Here is a 21273-nt window from a genome sequence, read left to right on the forward strand (position 1 = left end):
TGGAACGGGTATCTGTCTGGCCTGCGGGAACATCGTCTCGCACCATCGGGTTGGAGCAGTTGTCGGCTGTGCAACGCGGATTCACCCCCTGTAGATAGGACCGAGAGGGGTGAGCCGGGGACGGATGTCGGCAGTTGGAATGAGCTGTCCCGCCCAGCGGGACTAGCATGCGGAAGGACAGGGCGGGGACCGACCCCGAACTGCCCGACCGCTCTGAGGAGCGAATAACGATGTTCGAGAGGTTCACCGACCGCGCGCGGCGGGTTGTCGTCCTGGCTCAGGAAGAAGCCCGGATGCTCAACCACAACTACATCGGCACCGAGCACATCCTCCTGGGCTTGATCCACGAGGGTGAGGGTGTCGCCGCTAAGGCCCTGGAGAGCCTCGGGATTTCGCTCGAGGCTGTTCGCCAGCAGGTCGAGGAGATCATCGGCCAGGGCCAGCAGGCCCCGTCCGGCCACATCCCCTTCACCCCGCGGGCGAAGAAGGTCCTGGAGCTGTCGCTCCGCGAGGCCCTCCAGCTCGGCCACAACTACATCGGCACCGAGCACATCCTGCTCGGCCTGATCCGCGAGGGCGAGGGCGTGGCCGCCCAGGTCCTCGTGAAGCTGGGCGCCGACCTGAACCGGGTCCGGCAGCAGGTCATCCAGCTGCTCTCCGGCTACTCCGGGGGCAAGGAGGCCGCCACGGCCGGCGGCCCGGCCGAGGGCACCCCCTCGACCTCGCTCGTCCTCGACCAGTTCGGCCGGAACCTCACCCAGGCGGCCCGCGAATCCAAGCTCGACCCGGTCATCGGGCGCGAGAAGGAGATCGAGCGGGTCATGCAGGTGCTGTCCCGCCGTACGAAGAACAACCCGGTCCTCATCGGCGAGCCCGGCGTCGGCAAGACGGCGGTCGTCGAGGGCCTGGCCCAGGCCATCGTCAAGGGCGAGGTGCCCGAGACCCTCAAGGACAAGCACCTCTACACCCTCGACCTCGGTGCGCTCGTCGCCGGCTCCCGCTACCGCGGTGACTTCGAGGAGCGCCTCAAGAAGGTCCTGAAGGAGATCCGCACCCGCGGCGACATCATCCTGTTCATCGACGAGCTGCACACGCTCGTGGGTGCGGGTGCCGCCGAGGGCGCCATCGACGCGGCTTCGATCCTGAAGCCCATGCTGGCCCGCGGTGAGCTCCAGACCATCGGTGCGACCACGCTCGACGAGTACCGCAAGCACCTGGAGAAGGACGCCGCGCTGGAGCGCCGCTTCCAGCCCATCCAGGTCGCCGAGCCCTCGCTGCCGCACACCATCGAGATCCTCAAGGGTCTGCGCGACCGCTACGAGGCCCACCACCGCGTCTCCATCACGGACGAGGCCCTCGTGCAGGCGGCCACCCTCGCCGACCGGTACATCTCGGACCGCTTCCTCCCGGACAAGGCGATCGACCTGATCGACGAGGCCGGCTCCCGGATGCGCATCCGCCGGATGACCGCGCCGCCGGACCTCCGCGAGTTCGACGAGAAGATCGCCGGAGTCCGCCGCGACAAGGAGTCCGCGATCGACTCCCAGGACTTCGAGAAGGCGGCTTCCCTCCGCGACACGGAGAAGCAGCTGCTGGCGGCGAAGGCCAAGCGGGAGAAGGAGTGGAAGGCCGGCGACATGGACGTCGTCGCCGAGGTCGACGGCGAGCTGATCGCCGAGGTGCTGGCCACCGCCACGGGCATCCCGGTCTTCAAGCTCACCGAGGAGGAGTCCTCCCGGCTGCTGCGCATGGAGGACGAGCTCCACAAGCGCGTCATCGGCCAGAAGGACGCCATCAAGGCGCTTTCCCAGGCGATCCGCCGTACCCGCGCGGGTCTGAAGGACCCCAAGCGTCCCGGTGGCTCGTTCATCTTCGCCGGCCCCTCGGGTGTCGGTAAGACCGAGCTCTCCAAGACGCTCGCCGAATTCCTCTTCGGCGACGAGGACGCGCTGATCTCCCTCGACATGTCGGAGTTCAGCGAGAAGCACACGGTTTCCCGCCTCTTCGGTTCGCCCCCCGGTTACGTGGGCTACGAAGAGGGCGGCCAGCTGACCGAGAAGGTCCGCCGGAAGCCGTTCTCCGTCGTCCTCTTCGACGAGGTCGAGAAGGCGCACCCGGATATCTTCAATTCCCTCCTGCAGATCCTGGAGGACGGTCGCCTGACCGACTCCCAGGGCCGCGTGGTGGACTTCAAGAACACCGTCATCATCATGACGACGAACCTGGGTACGCGGGACATCTCGAAGGGCTTCAACCTGGGCTTCGCCGCCCAGGGCGACGTCAAGACGGGATACGAGCGGATGAAGGCGAAGGTCAACGAAGAGCTCAAGCAGCACTTCCGGCCGGAGTTCCTCAACCGCGTCGACGACACCGTCGTCTTCCACCAGCTCAGCCAGGAAGACATCATCCAGATCGTCGACCTGATGATCGCCAAGGTGGACGAGCGCCTGAAGGACCGCGACATGGGCATCGAGCTCAGCGGTGACGCGAAGCTCCTGCTCGCCAAGCGCGGCTACGACCCCATCCTGGGTGCCCGTCCGCTGCGCCGCACGATCCAGCGCGAGATCGAGGACGTGCTCTCCGAGAAGATCCTCTTCGGCGAGCTGCGCCCCGGTCACATCGTGGTCGTCGGCATGGAGGGTGAGGGCGAGTCCGCCAAGTTCACCTTCCGCGGCGAGGAGAAGTCGGCGCTGCCCGACGTGCCCCCGATCGAGGCCACGGGCTCCGGCCCGGACCTGAGCAAGGGCGCGTAAGCGGCTGCCGGCCCAGCCGGACGGCACCAGGGGCGGCCCCGGAACCTGTGGGTTCCGGGGCCGCCCCTTTTCCGTTCACCCGCCTACATCCGGTGCACGGTGATCGACCGGGGCAGCAGGACCTCCGAGGTCTGGCCGTTGACGACGTAGAGGTCCGTCAGACCCGGGAACAGGCGGGGGACCCGCCGCAGCACGGGATCCTCGGCCAGGAGGTGGTTGAGGTAGAGCCGCCGCAGCGGCGGCAGCTCCAGCCCCTCGGGCGCGCACCGCAGGGCCCCCGCCGGCAGCTCCAGCTCCCGCAGGGCGGGCAGGGACGCGAGGCGCCGCCAGTCCTCCGCGGTGCTCGGGCCGGAGCCCCGTGAGAGGTAGAGCAGGCGCAGCCCGCGGTGCCGCTCCAGTCCGGCGAGGCCGTCCACGAGCCGGGTCCGGATCAGGTTCAGCCATTCCAGCGAGGTCCCGGGGCCCAGCTCGGCCAGGGACCAGGAGCCGCCGTCGAGTCCCAGGCTCAGCCCCCGCAGCCGCGGCAGGGCGGCCAGCACCTCCAGTCCGGCCGGGGTGCCGTGGGCCGTGAGGAACACCTGCTGCACGGGGAGCCCCTCCAGGCCGTGCAGGCTCCGCAGGGCCTCGCAGCGGCTCAGCTCGACCGCTTCCAGCTCCGTCTGCCCGCGGAGGAACGACAGGTCCGCGGGGGCCGCGTCCCCGCGCATCGACAGGCCGCGGATCCGGTGGCCCGCGGCATAGGCGTGCAGGGCCTCCGCGGACACCGCCTGCTCCACCCTCAGCCGTACGGGGGGCAGGGGCAGCCGGCCCAGCACCGCCAGCTGCTCGTCGGAGGAGACCGAGATGCTCAGGTCCCCGGCCGGCACCCGGGCGATGATCTCGTCCCCGTACGCGGACGGGTCGAACAGGCGCCACGAGGACAGCAGCAGCCCCCGGACGCCGAGGTCGGGGTGGGTGCAGAAGCGGGACAGGAAGCCGATCGCGCGGGCGGTGCCCACGTGCACGGCGGTGAGGACCGTGTTCCGGGCCGCTTCCGACCCGACGTCCTCCGGCCCCGGCAGCAGGTCCAGGACCAGCGGCCCGGCCTGAGCGAGCCGCATGGCCTGCTGCTCGTCCGCCGGGGGGATCAGCCGGGCCGCCCGCCGCTCCGCCTCCTCGCGTACGGCCGGGTCCAGCTCGGCCGCGTACTCCAGGCAGGCGAAGGCGAGCAGGGTGGCCCGGGTGCCCTCGTCGGCGAGGAGGGCCCGGATCAGCTCGGCGCGTTCCCGGGGCCGGGCCTGGGCCACGGCCATCCGGATCACGTCCTCCCACTGGTCGTCGCCCGCGTGCGCGGCGAGTTCCCCGAAGCCGCCCTCGTCCACGGCGGCCCGGGCGCCCAGGAAGTCCTGGAAGGTGCGGTGTACGAACTCGACCGTGCCGGGGACGGGTTCGCGCAGCAGTCCGCTGCGGGCGAGGAAGTGGGCGTACGCGGCGCGGCCGTCGGCGAAGACGGCCGCCGCCTCCCGGACCGAGGGCAGGGCCTCGCCGATGAGGGTCTCGGCCCGCTCCCGGGCCATCTCGGTCCGGCCGTTGCGGATCAGCCAGTAGGCCGGCCGCTGGAGCAGTTGGAGTTGGGGCTCCTCGCGCAGCTCCACGGCGGCAGCGACGCGGCGCTCCCGGTCGCGGCGGGTCAGCAGCATCGACAGGGCGGCCGCGTACAGGTCGTGACGGCCCGTCGGCAGGAAGCCGCGGCGCTCCCGGTGCAGGGCGCAGATCAGCCCGCACATGAGCGGGTTGGTCGCCAGCCGCCCCAGATCGGCCTTGGCGCGCACGGAGTCCCGCAGCCGGGCTTCGAGCTCGCGGAGGCCGGCGTCCGCGCGGGGGTCGCCGGTGGCGGCGGCGGTGTGCCAGCGGCCGATGAAGCCGGCCACGTCCGCGGCGGTCATCGGGGCGAGGACCAGTTCGCTGAAGCCCTCGTCGGTGAGCCAGTCCTCGTGGACCGCGGCGGGCCGGGTGGTGACCAGCCAGCGGTTGCCGGGGTACGCGGCGATCAGCCCGCCCAGCCATTCCCTGGCCTCGGCTCGTTCCGCCTCGGGGATCTCGTCCAGGCCGTCCACCAGCACCAGCGCGCGGCCCGCGTCCAGGACCCGCGTCTCCCAGCCCTCGGGCTGGGCCCCGGCCAGCGGGGAGCCGACGGCGGAGAGGAAGGCCCGGGGCTCGGGCAGCCGCCCGCCGTGCCGGGCGAGGGTGCGCAGGGGGAGGACGTACGGGACCAGGTCGCGCAGGTAGCCGAGGGGGGCGGCGGGCACCGGCCCGGCGGCGCGGACGGCGAGCCACTGCACGAGGGTGGTCTTCCCGGAGCCGGCCTCGCCGCGCAGGAGCACCCGCTCGTGCTCGCCGAGGGCCTGGTCGGCGGGGAGGATGCGCGGGCGCGCGGGCACCGGGTCCGCGGCGGGCACGGGGGCCGCGCCGGGGTCGGGCACGGCGCGCAGCGGGCGGGCCCGGCCCGGGCCGTCTTCGGCGGGGCCGCCACCGGCGGGGCTGCGAGCGGCAGGGCCGCCGGGCCCGCGGCCGGGGCCCCGGTCGATGCCCTCCAGGCTCATGTAGGCGGCGTCCAGCGGCCATTTCGCGGAGCCCGGGGGCAGGTCGATGCCGTAGATGGTGAGGGTGGCGTGCCGCTGGGCCACGTACGCGAGGTAGCGGCGCTCGAAGGCGGTGTCGCGGGCGTCCTGGCGGGGGATCCGGGCGATCAGCTCGTCGATCCTGGCGATGGCCTCGGCCTGGCGGCGGGTCTGGTGGACGAGGGTGGCGGCCACGAAGGTGGAGCGCCGGGTGAAGAACTCCAGGACGTGCAGGCAGACGGTGCCGAGCAGCCGCTCGTGGAAATAGCCTGCGTCCCGGGAGAGCCCGGGGTCGCCCGCGGCGGCCTGCAGCCGCCTGGCCAGCTGCTCGGCGCCGAGCTCCACGGCCTGGACGTCGGTGAGGCCGAGGTCGCCGAGGGCGTGCAGGGTCCGGGTGAGGGCTTCGACCACGGCGGGCCCCTCGCCCTCGGGGAGCGGCCGTTCCCCGGGTGCCTCCAGGGCCCGGGCGACGAGCCCCGCGGCGAGCCGCCGCAGCTCGGGCTCGCCGAGGACGCGCTTCTCCTTGAGGGAGACGTACGAGGAGATGCGCACGGGCCGGTCCACCAGCCCGGCTCCCGGGAGCTCGGGGCGGAACAGCCTCTTGATCAGTGGCGCCAGGGCGCTCGACGTGAGCCGGATGCCGATCAGGGTGGGGTCCACGACGGCCGAGCGTAGCGGCGGTTCCGGGTCTTTGGTCCCGAATCGGACAGGCGAAGGTCCCCGGCGGTGACAAGCCGCACAGAACAAAACGGACGTACTAGAAATTCTAGTAGATCCCGGGAGGGTGCCCGGAGACCTCCGACCGAGGGTGATGGCCCGCAATGCCGTGGTATTCCCGGCCGGTTTCTACGAGCTTCGGTAGTAAGAGGGTGGTTTGGGAAGTCCGCCGGGTGCGGGTTACCAAAGACGAGCCCCCGTTGCCCCGAGATTGGTTCCGCATGTCCCAGAGCGCTCGTACCGGCCGCCTCCTGCCGTCCGCCCTCCGCCGCCGCACCGCCGTCGCGGCAGCCGGCCTCGGGGCCGTGATGGTGTTCGGCGCCGCCGGCCACGCGCTCGCCGCGGACACCGTGGCCGTCGCCGACGCCCGCGCCGCCCTGTCCGGCCCGGCCGGTCTGGTGGCCGCGCAGGCCGCCGCCCAGGCCAAGGCCGCCGACCTGGCCGCCAAGGCGAAGGCCGAGGCCAAGGCGAAGGCCGCGAAGGCGAAGGCCGCCAAGGCCGCCGCGTGGGCCGACCCGGTCGACCGCTACACGCTGACCGCGACCTTCGGCAACAGCGGGGCCCGCTGGGCGAGCAAGCACTCCGGCCAGGACTTCGCCGTCCCCGTCGGCACCCCGGTCAAGGCCGTGCACTCCGGCGTCGTGGTCAAGGCCGGCCCGAACGGCGCGGGCGACGGCCCGGCGTACGGCAACGCCATCGTGATCAAGCACGCCAACGGCACGTACTCCCAGTACGCGCACCTCTCCAAGGTCCTGGTCCGGATCGGCCAGAAGGTCGGCACCGACCAGCGGATCGCCCTGTCGGGCAACACCGGCAACTCCACCGGCCCGCACCTGCACTTCGAGATCCGCACCACCCCGAACTACGGGTCCGCGATCAACCCGGTGGCCTTCCTGCGCGCCGAGGGCGTCACCGTCTGACGCCTCCCCGGCGGTGCGCCTCAGGCGTGGTGCGCCTGCGTGATCAGATCGATGGCGACTTCGAGGGCGGCCTGCCGGGTCTCCTCGGGGTCGCCTTCGACCTGCTGGAGGAAGAGCATCCCCGCGTGCAGCGTGAACAGGGCGCTGACGCAGCGGACCTGGTCGGCCAGCGGAGCGTCCGGCTTGCGCAGCAGCTCGACCATCGTGAACAGCCGCCGCCTGACCGTCTCCCCGATGCTGAGCTCGCGCATCGTGGCCTGGTTCTCCTGCATGAAGCGGTAGAGCTGGGCGCCCGAGACCATCGCGCTGCTGTAGCGGCGCAGCATCTCCTGCTTGGTCTCCAGGGTGGCCGGCTGCGCCCGGGCCCACTCGATCAGCTCGTCGATGGGCCGGGTCTTGTCCTCGAAGACGCTGACCAGGATCTCTTCCTTGGTCTTGAAGTGGTAGTAGAGGGCCGCCTTGGTGACCTCCAGCCGCTCCGCGATCTCCCGCAGCGAGGTCTTCTCGTACCCCTGCTCGGCGAAGAGCGCCAGGGCCACGTCCTGAATGCGCTGCCGCGTGTTGCCGCGGCGCTGCGGAGTGCTGCTGGACATGTCTCTCTCCCGAGTCCCGAAATTACTTACTTGACGCCCGGCAAGTTAGGGGTCTACCGTCCCCATTGTAGTGAACTAGCCGGGCGGCAAGTAAGTGCCAGGGGAGCGGGACGTGAGTGAGATGACGGGGACCGGAGCAGTGGCGGGGAAGGAAGAAGCGGCGCCACCGCAGCCGCGCAGCGTGCGGGTCGTGCTCATGGCGCTGATGATCGCCATGCTGCTCGCCATGCTGGACAACATGATCATCGGTACGGCGATGCCGACGATCGTCGGCGACCTCGGCGGCATGGAGCACCTGTCCTGGGTGGTCACCGCCTACACCCTGGCCACGGCCGCCTCCACCCCCATCTGGGGCAAGATCGGTGACATGTACGGGCGCAAGGGCGCCTTCCTCACCTCGATCGTGATCTTCCTGATCGGCTCCGCACTCAGCGGCATGGCCCAGGACATGGGCCAGCTCATCGGCTTCCGCGCCATCCAGGGCCTCGGCGCCGGCGGTCTGATGGTCGGCGTCATGGCGATCATCGGCGACCTCATCCCGCCCCGCGAGCGCGGCAAGTACCAGGGCATGATGGCCGGCGTCATGGCGCTCGCCATGATCGGCGGCCCCCTCGTCGGCGGCACGATCACCGACCACATGGGCTGGCGCTGGTCCTTCTACATCAACCTGCCGCTCGGCGCGGTCGCGCTGGCCATGGTCACCGCGGTGCTGCACCTGCCGAAGAAGAAGGTCCAGGCGAAGATCGACTACCTGGGCGCGGCCCTGCTGACCGTCGCCATCACCTCCACCGTCCTCGTCACCACCTGGGGCGGCACCGAGTACGCCTGGGGCTCCGCCCAGATCATCGGCCTGATCGCGGTCGGCGCCGTGTCCACCGCCGCCTTCCTGTTCGCGGAGACGCGGGCGGCCGAGCCGGTCATCCCGCTGCACATCTTCCGCAGCCGCAACTTCAGCCTCATGTCGGTGATCGGCTTCCTGACCGGCTTCGGCATGTTCGGCGGCGTGCTCTACCTCCCGCTGTTCCAGCAGTCCGTCCAGGGCGCCTCGGCCACCAACTCCGGCCTGCTGCTGCTCCCGATGCTCCTGTCGATGATGGTCGCCTCCCTGATCGCGGGCCGCATCACCACCAGCAGCGGCAAGTACAAGGCCTTCCCGATCGCGGGCGGCGCGCTGATGGTCGCGGGCATGTTCCTGCTGGCGCAGATGGACACCGGCACCACCCGGCTGGTCTCCGGGATCTACATGGCGGTGCTCGGCGCCGGCCTCGGCTTCCTGATGCAGATCACCATGCTGGTCGCGCAGAACAGCGTGGAGATGAAGGACATGGGCGTGGCCTCGTCCTCGTCCACCCTCTTCCGCACCCTCGGCGGCTCCTTCGGCGTGGCCCTCATGGGCTCGCTGTTCACCAGCCAGGTGCAGGACACCATGACCGACCGGCTCGGCGCGGCCGGCGCCGACGCCACCGGCGCCTCGGCCCAGCTGGACGCCGCGAGCCTGGCGAAGCTGCCCGAGGCGGTCCGCGAGGCGTACCAGCACGCGGTGGCCGCGGGCACGCACGCGGCCTTCCTGCTGGCCGCGGCGATCGCGGTGCTCGGCTTCGCGGCGGCCTGGTTCGTCAAGGAGGTCCCGCTGCGGGGCGCCGGGCCGCAGCCCGCGGAGTCGCAGCAGGCCGGGCCGGGCACGCAGTCCGCTTCGGAGTCCTCGCTCGTCGGCTGATCCGGCCCGGCCCGGCAGCAGCAGAGCAGCGGAAGGGGTGCCCGCCACCGGCGGGCGCCCCTTCCGCGTGTCCGGGCACCGCACGTCCGGGCACCGCGTGCGCAGCGCCCGTACCGCTCCCGCTACTGCGGCAGTTGCACGATCGGGAAGCTCCCCGTGCTCGTCGGTGCGTGCTCCGGCAGCCACAGCACCGCCACCGCGCCCGCCGAGGCCCCCTGCCGCTCGATCCCGCCCGGCGCCGCCACGTTGCGGAAGGTCAGCCGGGCGCCCAGCACCCGCGCCTGGCCCGCCGCGATCGTCAGGCCCAGCCCGTGGCCCACGCCCGCCCGGTCCGAGGACCCGGTGCGGAACCGGCTCGGGCCCTCGCGCAGCAGCGCCTCCGGGAAGCCCGGCCCGTGGTCGCGGACCCGCACCACCCGGCCCTCCACGTCCACCTCCACCGGAGGCTTGCCGTAGCGGGCCGCGTTGGCCAGCAGGTTGCCGAGGATCCGCTCCAGCCGCCGCGGATCGGTGGCCACGATCTCGTCCGCGACGATCCGCACCGTCGCGTCCGGCATCAGCGTGGCCACCCGGCGGGCGACGAACTCGCCCAGGGCGATCTCCTGGAGCTCCGCCCGCTCCGAGGCGCCGTCCAGCCGGGCCACCTCCAGCACGTCCTCGACCAGCACGCGCATCGCCTGGGCCCGGTCCCGCACCAGCTCGGTCGGCCGGCCCGGGGGCAGCAGCTCGGCCGCCGTCAGCAGGCCGGTGACCGGGGTGCGCAGCTCGTGCGCGATGTCCGCGGTGACCCGCCGCTCGGCCTCCAGCCGCTGCTGGAGCGCCGCCGCCATCGCGTCGACCGCCCGCGCCAGGTCGTCCGTCTCGTCGCGGACCACCCCGCCGACCGCCTCCCGTACCCGTACGTCGGTGTTGCCCTGGGCCACCTTGCCCGCTGCCGCCGCGGCCTTGCGCAGCCGCCGGGAGATCTGCCCGCCGATGAGCACGCCGAGGGCGGACCCGGCGACGACCACCGCGAGCGAGCCCGCGATCAGCGCCTGGTCCAGGTCCTTCATCATGTTGGCGTTCATGGTGAAGCTGGTGTGCACGGACAGGATCTGCCCGTTGTTCAGCGGCACCGCGGCCCACACCTCGGGGGCCGCGTTGCGGTGCTCCTGCACGAAGGAGCCGCGACGGCCCGACCGGGCCTTGTCCCGCAGCTCCTGGGGCAGGTCGGGGTCGTTGAGCTTGGCCCAGATGGGGGGCTTCTTCGTGATCTCGGCGCTGCGGGAGATGAACTGGACCCGCTCCATCTGGACCTCGCGGGCGCTTTCGAGCATCGAGACCCGCGCGGCGTTGTGCACCACGAGGCTCAGCGCCGTGGCGATCAGCGCCCCCACGGCGGCGATGGCGAAACTGATCTTCCAGCGGATTCCCGTGCGCAGGGTGAACCGCTTCATCCCTTGAGCTTGTATCCGAAGCCCCGGACCGTCTCGATCCGGTCCTGTCCGATCTTCGTACGCAGCCGCTGCACGTGGACGTCCACCACGCGGGTGTCGCCGCCCCAGTCGTAGTCCCAGACCCGCTCCAGCAGCCGGTCCCGGCTCAGCACGGTGCCCGGGGCGGTCGAGAACTCCAGCAGCAGCCGCATCTCGGTCGGGGTCAGGGCCACCGGCGCACCGCCGCGGCGGACCTCCATGCCCTCGGTGTCCACCTCCAGCTCGCCGAAGGTCAGCACCCCGCGCTCGCCCGCCGGCTCCTCCTCGGCACCCGCCCCGTGCGCCCCGGCGTGCCCGAAGCGGCGCAGCACCGCGCGGATGCGGGCCACGAGCACCGCCCCGTCGAAGGGCTTGGTCACGTAGTCGTCCGCGCCCGCCTCCAGACCGAGGACCACGTCGATCGAGTCCGCCCGGGCGGACAGCATGATGACGGGCACGGTGGACTCGTCGCGGATCCGCCGGCAGAGGCTGACCCCGTCCATGCCGGGGACCATCACGTCCAGCAGGGCGATGTCCGGCCGGTCCGCACGGAAGGACTCCAGGCCGGACAGCCCGTCGGGCATGGCGGTGACCACGAACCCGTCGCGTTCCAGCGCGAGGGTCGTGGCCTCCCGGATGACGTCGTCGTCCTCCACAAACAGCACATGGGTCTCGGCCATCCGCCTGCCTCAGTTCTTCCCTGTGATGGCCGGGGCGGGCTGGCCCCCGCCGTCGGCCGTGTTGCTGTAGTCCGTGTGCACGCGGTCGTGCTCGGTGAACTTGTCCCCCGTCCACCGGTACGTGATCACGTCTTCACCCGAGGGGTACGCGATCGCGTCGCTCTTGCCGTACACGGGCTTGGTCACCACGAGGTCGCCCCGGTCGATCTCGGCATAGACCGGAGGCTGCTCGTCCGCGAAGACATTCTGGTACGAGCCGCCCTCCAGCCGGTACACGTACGAGCCCACGCCGACCGCGTCGGCACAGGACAGCACGTTGACGACCACGTCGTCCGCGGAGTTCCCCGTCACCCGCCCGTACGTCACGTCCACCGGGTACTCCTTGCCGACGCACGGCTTCAGGTCCCGCTTGACCTCGGCGCTCACCTTGGGATCCGCCTTGACCAGCGCGACCGCGTCCACCCGCTTGAACTCCGGCGTGGGGGAGGACACCGGGCTCGGAAGCGCCTTCGCCGCCTGCTCCGACCGGGCCGGACCCTCGTCCTTCAGCCCGGCACCCCCGGAAGAGCAGGCGACCATGAACAGCACGGAGCCGGCGAGGACCAGGGTCCCCGCCGACATCGCAGTGAGAGAGCCTCTGCCGAGGCGTCTGCCGCTCAGGCCGCGCACCGCTCCCGCCCCTCGTGACGAACGTTGTGGTCGCCGCGCTCCAGAGCCCGCATGTCGAGGTTCCGGCTCTCCAGCTCCTGGCGGAGCCTGGCCAGCGCCCGGTGCAGCGTGCTCTTCACGGTACCTGCCGACATTCCGAGCGCCGTGGCCGTCTCCTCGGTGCTCATCTGCTCCCAGTGTCGCAGCACGACCACGCTGCGCTGCTTGGGCGCCAGCACGCCGAGTATGTCCATCAGCAGGGCGCGGTCGGCGCGCTGCTCGGCGCCGTCCTCGACGCTCGCGTCGGGCAGCTGCTCGGTCGGGACCTCTTCCAGCTTGCGGGCGCGCCACCACTCGGTACGCGTGTTGATCATGACACGGCGCAGGTAGGCGTCGGCAAGGGCCTTGTCCGCGATGCCGTCCCAGCGGCCGTAGGTCCGGACCAGTGCGGTCTGGAGCAGGTCCTGCGCGTCCACCGGGTCCGGAACCAGGCGTCGGGCGCTGCGCAGCAGCGCGTCCTGACGGGTGCGGACGTACTCTTCGAACTCGAGCACCTCGCCGTGCGCCATCTCAGACCGCCTCCGTTCCGTTACCGCATCCCCGTGGTTGCTTACGGATTCGAAGGTACGGAGGCGTTGTCACGAGGCTGTGCGGGCCAGACCTCGGCGGACGCACGGACATCCATAGGTTGTGTAACAGTCCCCGGCGGCCGGGAACCGTTTCAGCCCACGGGCCGGCCCAGCGGCAGCCGGTACAGCCCGCCCGCCAGCGGTTCCACCAGCCCGTCGGCGACCAGGCCGTCCAGGGCCCGGGCCCGCTGCACCGGCTCGTCCCACACGGCGTCCAGCACGGACTGCGGCACCGGCCCCAAGGCCTCGCGCAGCACCGCCAGCAGCTTCCCGCGGACCTGCCGGTCGGTGCCCGCGTACGTCTGGCCCCGGCGCGGCGGCCCGTCGTGCGCGGGCTTGCCCGCCAGCCGCCAGGCGCAGCGGCCGGCGACCGGGCAGCGGACGCAGTCCGGGCTCTTGGCCGTGCACACCAGGGCGCCGAGCTCCATGGAGGCGGCGGCCCAGCGGGCCGCGGTCGGCTCGTCTTCCGGCAGCAGGGCGCGGGCCAGCCGGCGTTCGGCGGCGGTCGTCGCGTTCGGCGGGTACTCGGTGCCGGTGGCCACCCGGGCGAAGACCCGGCGGACGTTCGTGTCGAGGACCGCGTGCCGCTGCCCGTACGCGAACGAGGCCACGGCCGCGGCCGTGTACTCGCCGATCCCCGGCAGCGCCAGCAGCTGGCCGTGTTCGCGGGGCACGTCGCCGCCGTGCCGCTCCGTTATGGCCACCGCCGCGCCGTGCAGCCGCAGGGCGCGCCGGGGATAGCCCAGCCGGCCCCAGGCCCGGACCGCCTCGCCGGGGGCCTCCGCGGCCAGGTCGGCCGGGCGGGGCCAGCGGGCCAGCCACTGCTCGTACACCGGCAGCACCCGGGCGACCGGGGTCTGCTGGAGCATGAACTCGCTGACCATGACCCCCCAGGGCCCCGCCTCGGGGCGGCGCCAGGGCAGGTCCCGGGCGTTCTCGTCGAACCAGGCGACGACGGACTCGTGCAGGGCGCCGGGGTCGGCGGGGACGCCCGGTTCCGGGGCGGCCGGGGAGCCGGCGGCCGGGGGAGCGTCGAGGGGCGCGGGGGTGGCAGGCGTAGCAGTCATGGCATCTGCATCCTGGCACGTTTCGGGCTCAGCGCGCGGGGCCCGGACCGGTGAACCAGACGGCGCCGGCGGCCCCGCCCTCGCGGACCGAGCGGATGATCCGGCTCGCCGGACCGGCCGCCAGCACCATCCCGAGCGCGGCGACCGAAGCGCCCAGCAGCAGGCCCATCGCCACGTCGTGCGGGTAGTGCACGCCCACGAACACCCGGGAGAACGCCATCAGCAGGGCCATCGGCACGGTCAGCAGCGCCAGCCGGCCCACGGTCAGCGCCAGCGCGACCGCGGCGGCCCCCGCGATCGCCGAGTGGTTGCTCGGGAAGGACCAGTCCCCCGGCACCGGGCAGTCCACCAGCGGGGCCAGCGCCCCGGCCACCGCCCGGCACGGGCGCTCCTCCTGGACCACGGACTTCAGCCCCTCCGAGGCCGCGTACCCGAGGGCCGTCGCCAGCGGGGCGAGGACCGCGAGGGCGGCCGCCCGGTCGTCCAGTCGGCGCGCCTGCCACCACAGGTGGACGAACAGGGCCCCGAACAGCAGCAGTCCGGCTTCGGTCCACACCTCGACGAACCCTTGGACCCACCCCGGGGTGCGGTGGGCGAACTCGGTGACATCGCGGTACAGGGCAGAGGTGTCCATCCGAGAGAGCCTACGTAAATCGAAGTAATCAAAGGATCAAAAGATTGGCGTGATTCCGCTTCCGCTTGAGCGGGGGCCCGAGCGGCGGCACCTGCGGACCGAAGCCCGGGCGGGATGATGATCGGCAAAACACGTGCCCCGTACGGCGGGTGGGCACGGATCGGCGGCCGATCTCTCGTAAAGTTCCCCCCGTGGGATCACTGCGCAATCCGGTCGGACCGCTCCCCTCCTCCATCTACTGGCGCCGGAGGGCCGTCCTCGCGTCCGTCGGGGCGCTCCTCGCCATTCTCGCCGTATGGGCCGTCAGTTCCGATGGCGGCAAGGGCGTTTCCGATGCCAAGGGCCCCGGCCGCGGGCAGGAGTCGGGCGGGGCGATCACCCCCGGCCCCAACCCCTCCGGTTCGGCGATCAGCCAATACCCGGGCGGCCGCGACGAGTCGGGCAGCGGCAGCGGCAGCGGCGGCGCGGGCACCGGCGGGGACCACGGCGGCACCGACGCCGGCACCGGAACCGACGCCGGGACCGGCGGGGACACGGGCGCGGCCGGCGAGCCCGGCAGCGGCAAGAACGGCGACCCCGGCGGGGCCCCCGCCGGCGGCGGCACCCGGGTCCCGGCGGACTCCCCGCTGCCCACCTGCGCCCCCGGCGCGGTGCAGTGGAAGGTCGAGAGCGCGCAGATCGCCTACGAGCCGGGCGACCGGCCCCGGTTCGACCTCGTCGCCACCAACACCTCCGGGACCACCTGCAAGGTGGACCTCGGCCCCCGCACCGCCGTGCTGACCATCACCGGGACCGACGCCGACAAGCCCCTGTGGTCCTCGGCGCACTGCCCCGCCGGCCCGGGCAGCGTGTACTTCCGGGTGCCCGCGAAGTCCTCCATCACCCACAGCCTGGAGTGGAACCGCAAGGGGAGCGCCGCCGACCGGTGCGCCACCCCGCCGTCCGGCGAAGCGGCCCCCGGCACCTACCTCGTCGAGGTCAAGGCCCCCGGACTGCCCGACCTCCGGGCCTCCTTCCGGCTCGACCGCGACTGATCCGGACACAGGGCGGGGGACTCGGGCCGCATCCGGCCCAAGTCCCCCGGCTCCCCCCGCCCGTCAGCGTCGGGCCGGGCACTCCTTCCACGCGAAGTGGTAGACGGTCTTGAAGCTCGCGTCGGTCGAGTCCATCGCCACGAAGCTGGTGCTGTTCACGGTGTCGGAGGTCCCGGCACTCACCCGCAGCTCGGTGTTGATGTTGAAGTCGCGCTGGGAACCGCACGGGGCGAACTCCAGCGCCTCCACGCCCACCCGGTCCGTCGCCTGCCAGTTGCCCTCCAGTGGCCCGCGCAGGGTGTGGCTCTTGCGGACGGTCTGGGACATGCCCTGGAAGTAGTAGCCGGCCTGCTGGGTGGCGGAGGCCCCCGACTGGAGGCTCGCGAAGCCGCGGTAGTCCGCCTGCGCGATGGCGTACGTGAACCCCTGCGGGACGTTCACGCGCAGCCCGAGCTGGCAGTTCTTGCGGAAGTCGGTGGCCTTGGCGTCCTTGCCCACCTGGGCCAGGTACTCGCTGTACGTGACCGTGAACGCGGTGTTGTCGGGCGCCACGGACACCGAGGCGCTGCCCGGGCGGCAGCCCGAGCCGTTCACCTGGGCCACGTCGATGGTGATCTGCCCGGTGGGTGCGGGGGCCGGGACCGGGGCCGCAGCCGCCGCCGCTCCCGCCCCGGGACACAGCGCGGCGGCCACGAGCACTGCACCCGCGCCGCCGGTCAACGCCTTCTTGAGCATGGGGGTCCTTCCGATCGCAGAGCGCGGCCCGCCGGACCCGTACGCCGGCCAGGCCGTGACGACGCGCGATCGTAACGACGCGGAGGGTGAGGAAGGGGGAGGCCGCCCGGGCGGACTCCGCAAAGCCCCGGAATGGATCAGAGGGGCCGGGGACCGGGCGCGTGGGGATCAGGGGACCGGGCGGGCCGTGATCAGAGGAGCCCCGGGGGCAGGCGTACGACCCCGGGTACAGGCGTACCGTCCCGGGGTCAGGCGTACCGTCCCGGGGTCAGACGTACCGCCCCGGGGTCAGACGTACCGCTCCAGGATCGAGGACTCCGCGAGCCGGGACAGGCCCTCGCGGACGCTGCGGGCGCGCGCCTCGCCGACGCCGTCGACCGTCTGCAGGTCGTCCACGCTCGCCGCGAGCAGCTTCTGCAGCCCGCCGAAGTGCTCCACCAGCCGCTCGATGATCGCGCCCGGCAGCCGCGGCACCTTCGCCAGCAGCCGGTAACCGCGCGGGGAGATGGCCGAGTCGAGGGTCTCGGGCGCACCCGTGTACCCCAGCCCCCGCGCCACGATGGGCAGGTCCAGCAGCTCGGCGTGGGTGAGCGAGTCCAGCTCGGCCAGCGCCTCGTCCACCGTGCGGGAACGCTTCGCCGTCGGCTCCGGCACGTAGTCGCGGATGACCAGCTCGCGCTCCTGCTCGATGCCGACCGTCAGCTCGTCCAGCTGGAGCGACAGCAGCCGGCCGTCGGTGCCGAGCTCGACCACGTACTCCGCGATCTCGGTGGCGATCCGGCGCACCATCTCCAGCCGCTGCGCGACCGCCGTGACGTCGCGGACCGTCACCAGGTCCTCGATCTCCAGCGCCGACAGGGTGCCGGCGACCTCGTCCAGGCGGAGCTTGTAGCGCTCCAGGGTGGCCAGGGCCTGGTTCGCGCGGGACAGGATCGCGCCCGACTCCTCCAGCACCCGGCGCTCGCCGTCCACGTACAGGGCGATCAGGCGCATCGACTGCGAGACCGACACCACCGGGAAGCCGCACTGCTTGGACACGCGGTCCGCGGTGCGGTGCCGGGTGCCGGTCTCCTCGGTCGGGATCGACGCGTCGGGCACCAGCTGCACGCCGGCCCGCAGGATCTTGGTGATGTCCTTGTCGAGGATGAGGGCTCCGTCGAGCTTGCACAGCTCGCGCAGCCGGGTCGCGGTGAACTCCACGTCGAGCACGAAACCGCCGGTGCACATGGCCTCGACGGTCTTGTCCATGCCCAGGACGATCAAGCCGCCGGTGTTGCCGCGGACGATCCGCTCAAGGCCGTCGCGCAGGGCCTGACCAGGGGCGACGGCGCTCAGCGAAGCACGCATCAGGGCCTCGTGCTTGGAGCTCGCGCCGGACTTCCCGGATGCTGCTGCCCCGTCCTTGGCTGCCACTGCACTCCTCCGGTCGCGGGTTGCGCCACCCGGCGCCGGGGGCACCAGGGCGTGCTTGCGGGCGGGCGGACCAGCACAAAGTCTACCGGCGCCCGCTGTGCCTCCGTGGTGGCTACCGGTGTCCGGACCCCGCGGATCCGTCCGCGGCACCCTCTGCGGAAGCACTCCTTCCGCGGGCCGGCCTGCGGGGGAGCACCCGCAGGGCCTCCCCGATGTCCGCCACTTCCACGACCTTCATCCCCGGCGGGACCTTGCCCGGATCGCCCGGTACGAGTGCATGTGTGAACCCCAGCCGGTGCGCCTCCGCGAGCCGCCGCTGCACCCCGGTGACCCGGCGGACCTCGCCCGCCAGCCCCACCTCGCCGATCGCGACGAGGTTCTTGGGCAGCGGGGTGTCGCTCGCCGCCGAGGCCAGCGCCAGCGCGACCGCCAGGTCGGCGGCCGGCTCGGACAGCTTCACCCCGCCCACCGTCGCGCTGTAGATGTCCCGCTTGCCGAGTGCGCTGATCCGGCCGCGCTGCTCCAGTACCGCCAGCATCATCGAGACCCGGGAGGTCTCCAGGCCGGAGGTGGTGCGGCGGGGCGAGGGGATCTGCGAGTCCACGGTCAGCGCCTGCACCTCCGCCACCAGCGGCCGCCGACCCTCCAGGGTCACCGTCAGGCAGGTGCCCGGCACCGGCTCCGCCCGCCGGGTCAGGAACAGCCCGCTCGGGTCCGCCAGCCCGGTGATCCCCTCGTCGTGCAGCTCGAAGCAGCCCACCTCGTCGGTGGCCCCGTACCGGTTCTTCACCCCGCGGACCAGCCGCAGCCGGGCGTGCCGGTCGCCCTCGAAGTGCAGCACCACGTCCACCAGGTGCTCCAGCAGCCGGGGACCGGCGATCGCCCCGTCCTTCGTCACGTGGCCCACCAGGAGGGTGGACATCCCGCGCTCCTTCGAGGCCCGGATCAGCGCCCCCGCCACCTCGCGGACCTGCGCCATGCCGCCGGGGGCGCCGTCGATCTCGGGGGAGGCGACGGTCTGCACCGAGTCCAGGACGAGCAGGGAGGGCTTGACCTCGTCCAGGTGCCCCAGCACCACCGACAGGTCCGTCTCCGCGGCCAGGTAGAGGTGGTCGTCGAGCGCCTTGATCCGGTCGGCGCGCAGCCGCACCTGGGAGGCGGACTCCTCGCCGGTCACGTAGAGGGTCCGGTGCTGCTCGCTCGCCGCCTTGGCCGCCACGTCCAGCAGCAGGGTGGACTTGCCCACGCCCGGCTCGCCCGCGAGCAGGACCACGGCTCCCGGCACCAGCCCGCCGCCGAGCACCCGGTCCAGTTCGTCCACCCCCGTGGACCGCGCGGTGGCCTGGCGCCCGTCCACCTGCGCGATCGGCAGGGCGGCCGCGCTCACCCGGCCGGCCGCGGTGGTGCGCACGGCCACCACGCCCTGCTCCTCGACCGTCCCCCAGGCCTGGCACTCGGGGCAGCGGCCGAGCCACTTGGCCGTGGTCCAGCCGCACTCGGTGCAGCGGTAGGACGGCCGGTCCTTGGCGGATGAACGGGATGTACGGGCAGCCATGCCGGACACGGTAGCGGGCGGCACCGACAGCGGCCGCGGGCGCGGGCGGGTGGGGGAGGACGGGAGGGGCCGGCGCGGGGCCCGGGTCACGCCAGGTCCACGCGCGGTCAACGGCCTTGTCCGGCTTCGTGTGATCTGTTCACCCGTAAGGGTTAAAACTCCTCAAGGCTTCCGGAGCGTCGCTTGCCCGGCCCCTACGGTCACGGAGTGACAAGCAGCAGCCAGGGGCAGCCCGCGCCGAGCACCGGCGCACACCGGGCGCACGGGCGTGCGCCCCGCGGCGCGGAGCAGCCGCCGTCCGCCCGCCACGAGCCGTACCTGGACGGCCTCTTCACCTACTGCCTGTCGGTGCTGTGCGACCACGACGCGGCCACCGACGTGCTCGCGGACGTGCTCGCCGTGGCGGAACGGCAGGCCGGGCGCAGCCCCCGGGACCCCGCCGGGCACCGCGCCTGGCTCTACGCCCTGGCCCGCTGGGCCTGCCTGCGCCGGCTCGCGGAACCGCGGCGCACCCGCCCGGGAGCGCACACCGCCCGGCGCACGCCGGAGCACGCTCCGGCGCACGACACCGTGCCGATGCCCGTGAGTGCGCCGGGTGCCGGGCCAGGGCCCGGAGGTGTCGGAGGGGCGGCCGCGGCCGGAGCCGGAGGCGGCGGTGGGGGCGCAGCGGGCCGGGTGGGCCCGGACGAAATCCGTGGCGCCGGCCAGGGTCCCGTTCCCGGTTCCGGTTCCGGTTCCGGACTCGGTCCCTACCCCGGCCCCTTCCCCGATTCCGGCCCCGGCCCCGATCCCGAGACCGATCCCGGAGCCGCCATCCGGCAGGCCGAGTTGGCCCGGCTCGCCTGGCCGGAGGCGGCCGGCACCACGCCCGAGCAGCGCGAGGCCCTGGAGCTCGCCGTACGCCACCACCTCGCGGTCACGGAAGTGGCCGCCGTGCTCGGCACGGCCCCCGCCACCGCCCGCGAGCTGCTCGCCGCCGCGGCCTGCGAGGTCGAACGCACCCGGGCCGCCCTCGCCGTGGTCGAAACCGGCGACTGCCCGCAGGTCTCCCGCCTCACCGGAGACAGCCAGGTGCTGCTGTCCACCGCCCTGCGCGCCGAACTGGTCCGGCACGTGGACGACTGCCCGCGATGTCGCCGGGCCGCCGAACGCGTCGGCCTCGGCAGCCCCTGGCCCGGGTCCGGCGGCATCGGGGCCGTCAGCCTGCCCCTCGTCACCGCCCCGCGGTCCGCCGTGCACCTGGCCCGCGCCCGGGTCCCCAAGGCCCGGTCCGGCGGCCCCCGGTTCGACCGCGCCGGCTTCCCCATGGACCCCCGCGACCGGGCGGCCCGCCGGGACCGGCTCCGGGCCCGCGCCGTCACCACCACCGTGGTGGCCACGGTGGTCGCCGCACCGGTCCTCGCCCTGTGGGCCGCCTACCGCGGCGCCCCCGTCACCGGCGAGGGGGCGCCCGGAGCCATCCGGATCTCCGCGAGCGAGGACGAGCGGCAGGCGCGCGCGGCCGGCGGCCCGTACGCGGCCTACGAGAACACGGGCAATGCGCGCAGCCGGCCCGACGGGCGGTTCGCGGCGGGCGGGCAGAACCCGGACGTGCACGTCGAGGTCATCAGCACGGGCGCCCCCGCGGAGCCCACCGCGCCCGGCACGAAGGGTCCCGGCCGGCTCACCATCGAGGCCGTGTCCCAGGGCGGCACCACCCTCGTCACCCTCAAGGCGTCCGGCGGCTCGCCGGTGGCCTGGCAGCTGTGGTCCGACGCGCCGTGGCTGTGGGCGAGCCGGAGCTCGGGGGTGCTGGAGCCTGGCGAAACGTTCATCGTACGGATCACCGTCGATCGGCGGGGGGAGCCGGCGGGGTACTGGACGGCGCGGATCGGGGTGGACCCCGGGGGCGCGGTGATCTCGGTCGAGGGCCGCGGCAAGAACCCGCCGGAGCCGACCCGCCCGACCCTTCCGACCCCGGCCCAGCCGTCCAGCCCGACCCCGACGGTCCCGCCGACCCCCACCCCGACCCCGACCCCGTCACCCCCCGAAGAAACGGTTTCTCCGACCCCTTCGCCCCCCGAAACCCCACCCCCCACGGACCCGTCCCCGACCCCGCCCCCGGACTAGGCCCTGCCCCGGCGG

16 protein-coding genes are annotated in these 21273 nt (G+C 73.1%); 5 read left to right on the forward strand and 11 right to left on the reverse strand.

All coding sequences use genetic code 11. The features are described from left to right. Nucleotides 1-230: 230 nt before the first annotated feature. Nucleotides 231-2753 carry an ATP-dependent Clp protease ATP-binding subunit gene (locus tag ACZ407_RS31535; RefSeq protein ID WP_468134315.1) on the forward strand — a complete coding sequence of 841 codons (2523 nt, stop codon included), beginning with the start codon at nt 231-233 and terminating at the stop codon, nt 2751-2753. 83 nt (nt 2754-2836) lie between these two features. On the opposite strand, the gene ACZ407_RS31540 is transcribed toward ACZ407_RS31535, so the two are convergent. Beyond that, nucleotides 2837-6013, reverse strand: coding sequence for an NACHT domain-containing protein (locus ACZ407_RS31540; protein ID WP_468134317.1), 3177 nt, complete (start codon nt 6011-6013; stop codon nt 2837-2839). 278 nt (nt 6014-6291) lie between these two features. On the opposite strand from ACZ407_RS31540, the gene ACZ407_RS31545 reads away from it, so the two are divergent. Next, complete coding sequence (locus ACZ407_RS31545) at nt 6292-6990, forward strand: M23 family metallopeptidase (protein WP_468134319.1); 699 nt, start codon at nt 6292-6294, stop codon at nt 6988-6990. 20 nt (nt 6991-7010) lie between these two features. On the opposite strand, the gene ACZ407_RS31550 is transcribed toward ACZ407_RS31545, so the two are convergent. Next, nucleotides 7011-7583: a TetR/AcrR family transcriptional regulator gene (locus ACZ407_RS31550; RefSeq protein WP_468134321.1), complete on the reverse strand. Its 573-nt coding sequence runs from the start codon at nt 7581-7583 to the stop codon at nt 7011-7013. Nucleotides 7584-7704: 121 nt separating this feature from the next. Here ACZ407_RS31550 and ACZ407_RS31555 point away from each other — a divergent pair, with 121 nt between their 5' ends. Continuing rightward, complete coding sequence (locus tag ACZ407_RS31555; RefSeq protein WP_468134370.1) at nt 7705-9300, forward strand: MDR family MFS transporter; 1596 nt, start codon at nt 7705-7707, stop codon at nt 9298-9300. A 122-nt stretch (nt 9301-9422) separates the two neighbouring features. Here ACZ407_RS31555 and cseC read toward each other — a convergent pair whose 3' ends face one another. The 6 genes from cseC to ACZ407_RS31585 form a co-directional block, all read right to left on the reverse strand. Then, complete coding sequence (gene cseC / locus ACZ407_RS31560; protein WP_468134323.1) at nt 9423-10736, reverse strand: two-component system sensor histidine kinase CseC; 1314 nt, start codon at nt 10734-10736, stop codon at nt 9423-9425. After that, the gene (cseB, locus tag ACZ407_RS31565; protein ID WP_468134325.1) at nt 10733-11434 is read right to left on the reverse strand and encodes a two-component system response regulator CseB; all 702 of its coding nucleotides are present in this window, start codon (nt 11432-11434) and stop codon (nt 10733-10735) included. Before cseB ends, cseC begins: the two co-directional genes overlap by 4 nt. Nucleotides 11435-11443: 9 nt before the next feature. After that, on the reverse strand, nt 11444-12055 hold the full coding sequence (locus ACZ407_RS31570; protein WP_468134327.1) for a hypothetical protein: 612 nt from the start codon (nt 12053-12055) through the stop codon (nt 11444-11446). A 35-nt stretch (nt 12056-12090) separates the two neighbouring features. Beyond that, the gene (locus ACZ407_RS31575; RefSeq protein ID WP_226740914.1) at nt 12091-12651 is read right to left on the reverse strand and encodes a SigE family RNA polymerase sigma factor; all 561 of its coding nucleotides are present in this window, start codon (nt 12649-12651) and stop codon (nt 12091-12093) included. Nucleotides 12652-12803: 152 nt separating this feature from the next. After that, complete coding sequence (locus ACZ407_RS31580; protein WP_468134330.1) at nt 12804-13778, reverse strand: HhH-GPD family protein; 975 nt, start codon at nt 13776-13778, stop codon at nt 12804-12806. A 28-nt stretch (nt 13779-13806) separates the two neighbouring features. After that, nucleotides 13807-14412 (reverse strand): phosphatase PAP2 family protein, encoded by a 606-nt coding sequence (locus ACZ407_RS31585; RefSeq protein WP_468134332.1) that lies wholly within the window; start codon nt 14410-14412, stop codon nt 13807-13809. Between the two features lie 191 nt (nt 14413-14603). Between ACZ407_RS31585 and ACZ407_RS31590 the strand changes: the two genes are divergently transcribed. Continuing rightward, on the forward strand, nt 14604-15446 hold the full coding sequence (locus ACZ407_RS31590) for a hypothetical protein (protein ID WP_468134334.1): 843 nt from the start codon (nt 14604-14606) through the stop codon (nt 15444-15446). Nucleotides 15447-15509: 63 nt separating this feature from the next. Here ACZ407_RS31590 and ACZ407_RS31595 read toward each other — a convergent pair whose 3' ends face one another. The 3 genes from ACZ407_RS31595 to radA form a co-directional block, all read right to left on the reverse strand. Next, nucleotides 15510-16181 carry a DUF4360 domain-containing protein gene (locus tag ACZ407_RS31595; RefSeq protein WP_468134336.1) on the reverse strand — a complete coding sequence of 224 codons (672 nt, stop codon included), beginning with the start codon at nt 16179-16181 and terminating at the stop codon, nt 15510-15512. A 288-nt stretch (nt 16182-16469) separates the two neighbouring features. Beyond that, nucleotides 16470-17594 carry a DNA integrity scanning diadenylate cyclase DisA gene (gene disA / locus ACZ407_RS31600; protein WP_468134338.1) on the reverse strand — a complete coding sequence of 375 codons (1125 nt, stop codon included), beginning with the start codon at nt 17592-17594 and terminating at the stop codon, nt 16470-16472. Nucleotides 17595-17706: 112 nt separating this feature from the next. Beyond that, nucleotides 17707-19149 carry a DNA repair protein RadA gene (radA, locus tag ACZ407_RS31605; RefSeq protein WP_468134340.1) on the reverse strand — a complete coding sequence of 481 codons (1443 nt, stop codon included), beginning with the start codon at nt 19147-19149 and terminating at the stop codon, nt 17707-17709. A 207-nt stretch (nt 19150-19356) separates the two neighbouring features. Between radA and ACZ407_RS31610 the strand changes: the two genes are divergently transcribed. Beyond that, nucleotides 19357-21258 carry a BACON domain-containing protein gene (locus ACZ407_RS31610; protein ID WP_468134342.1) on the forward strand — a complete coding sequence of 634 codons (1902 nt, stop codon included), beginning with the start codon at nt 19357-19359 and terminating at the stop codon, nt 21256-21258. Nucleotides 21259-21273: the final 15 nt, after the last annotated feature.

It is taken from the genome of Streptomyces sp. NPDC030809 (assembly GCF_055572195.1).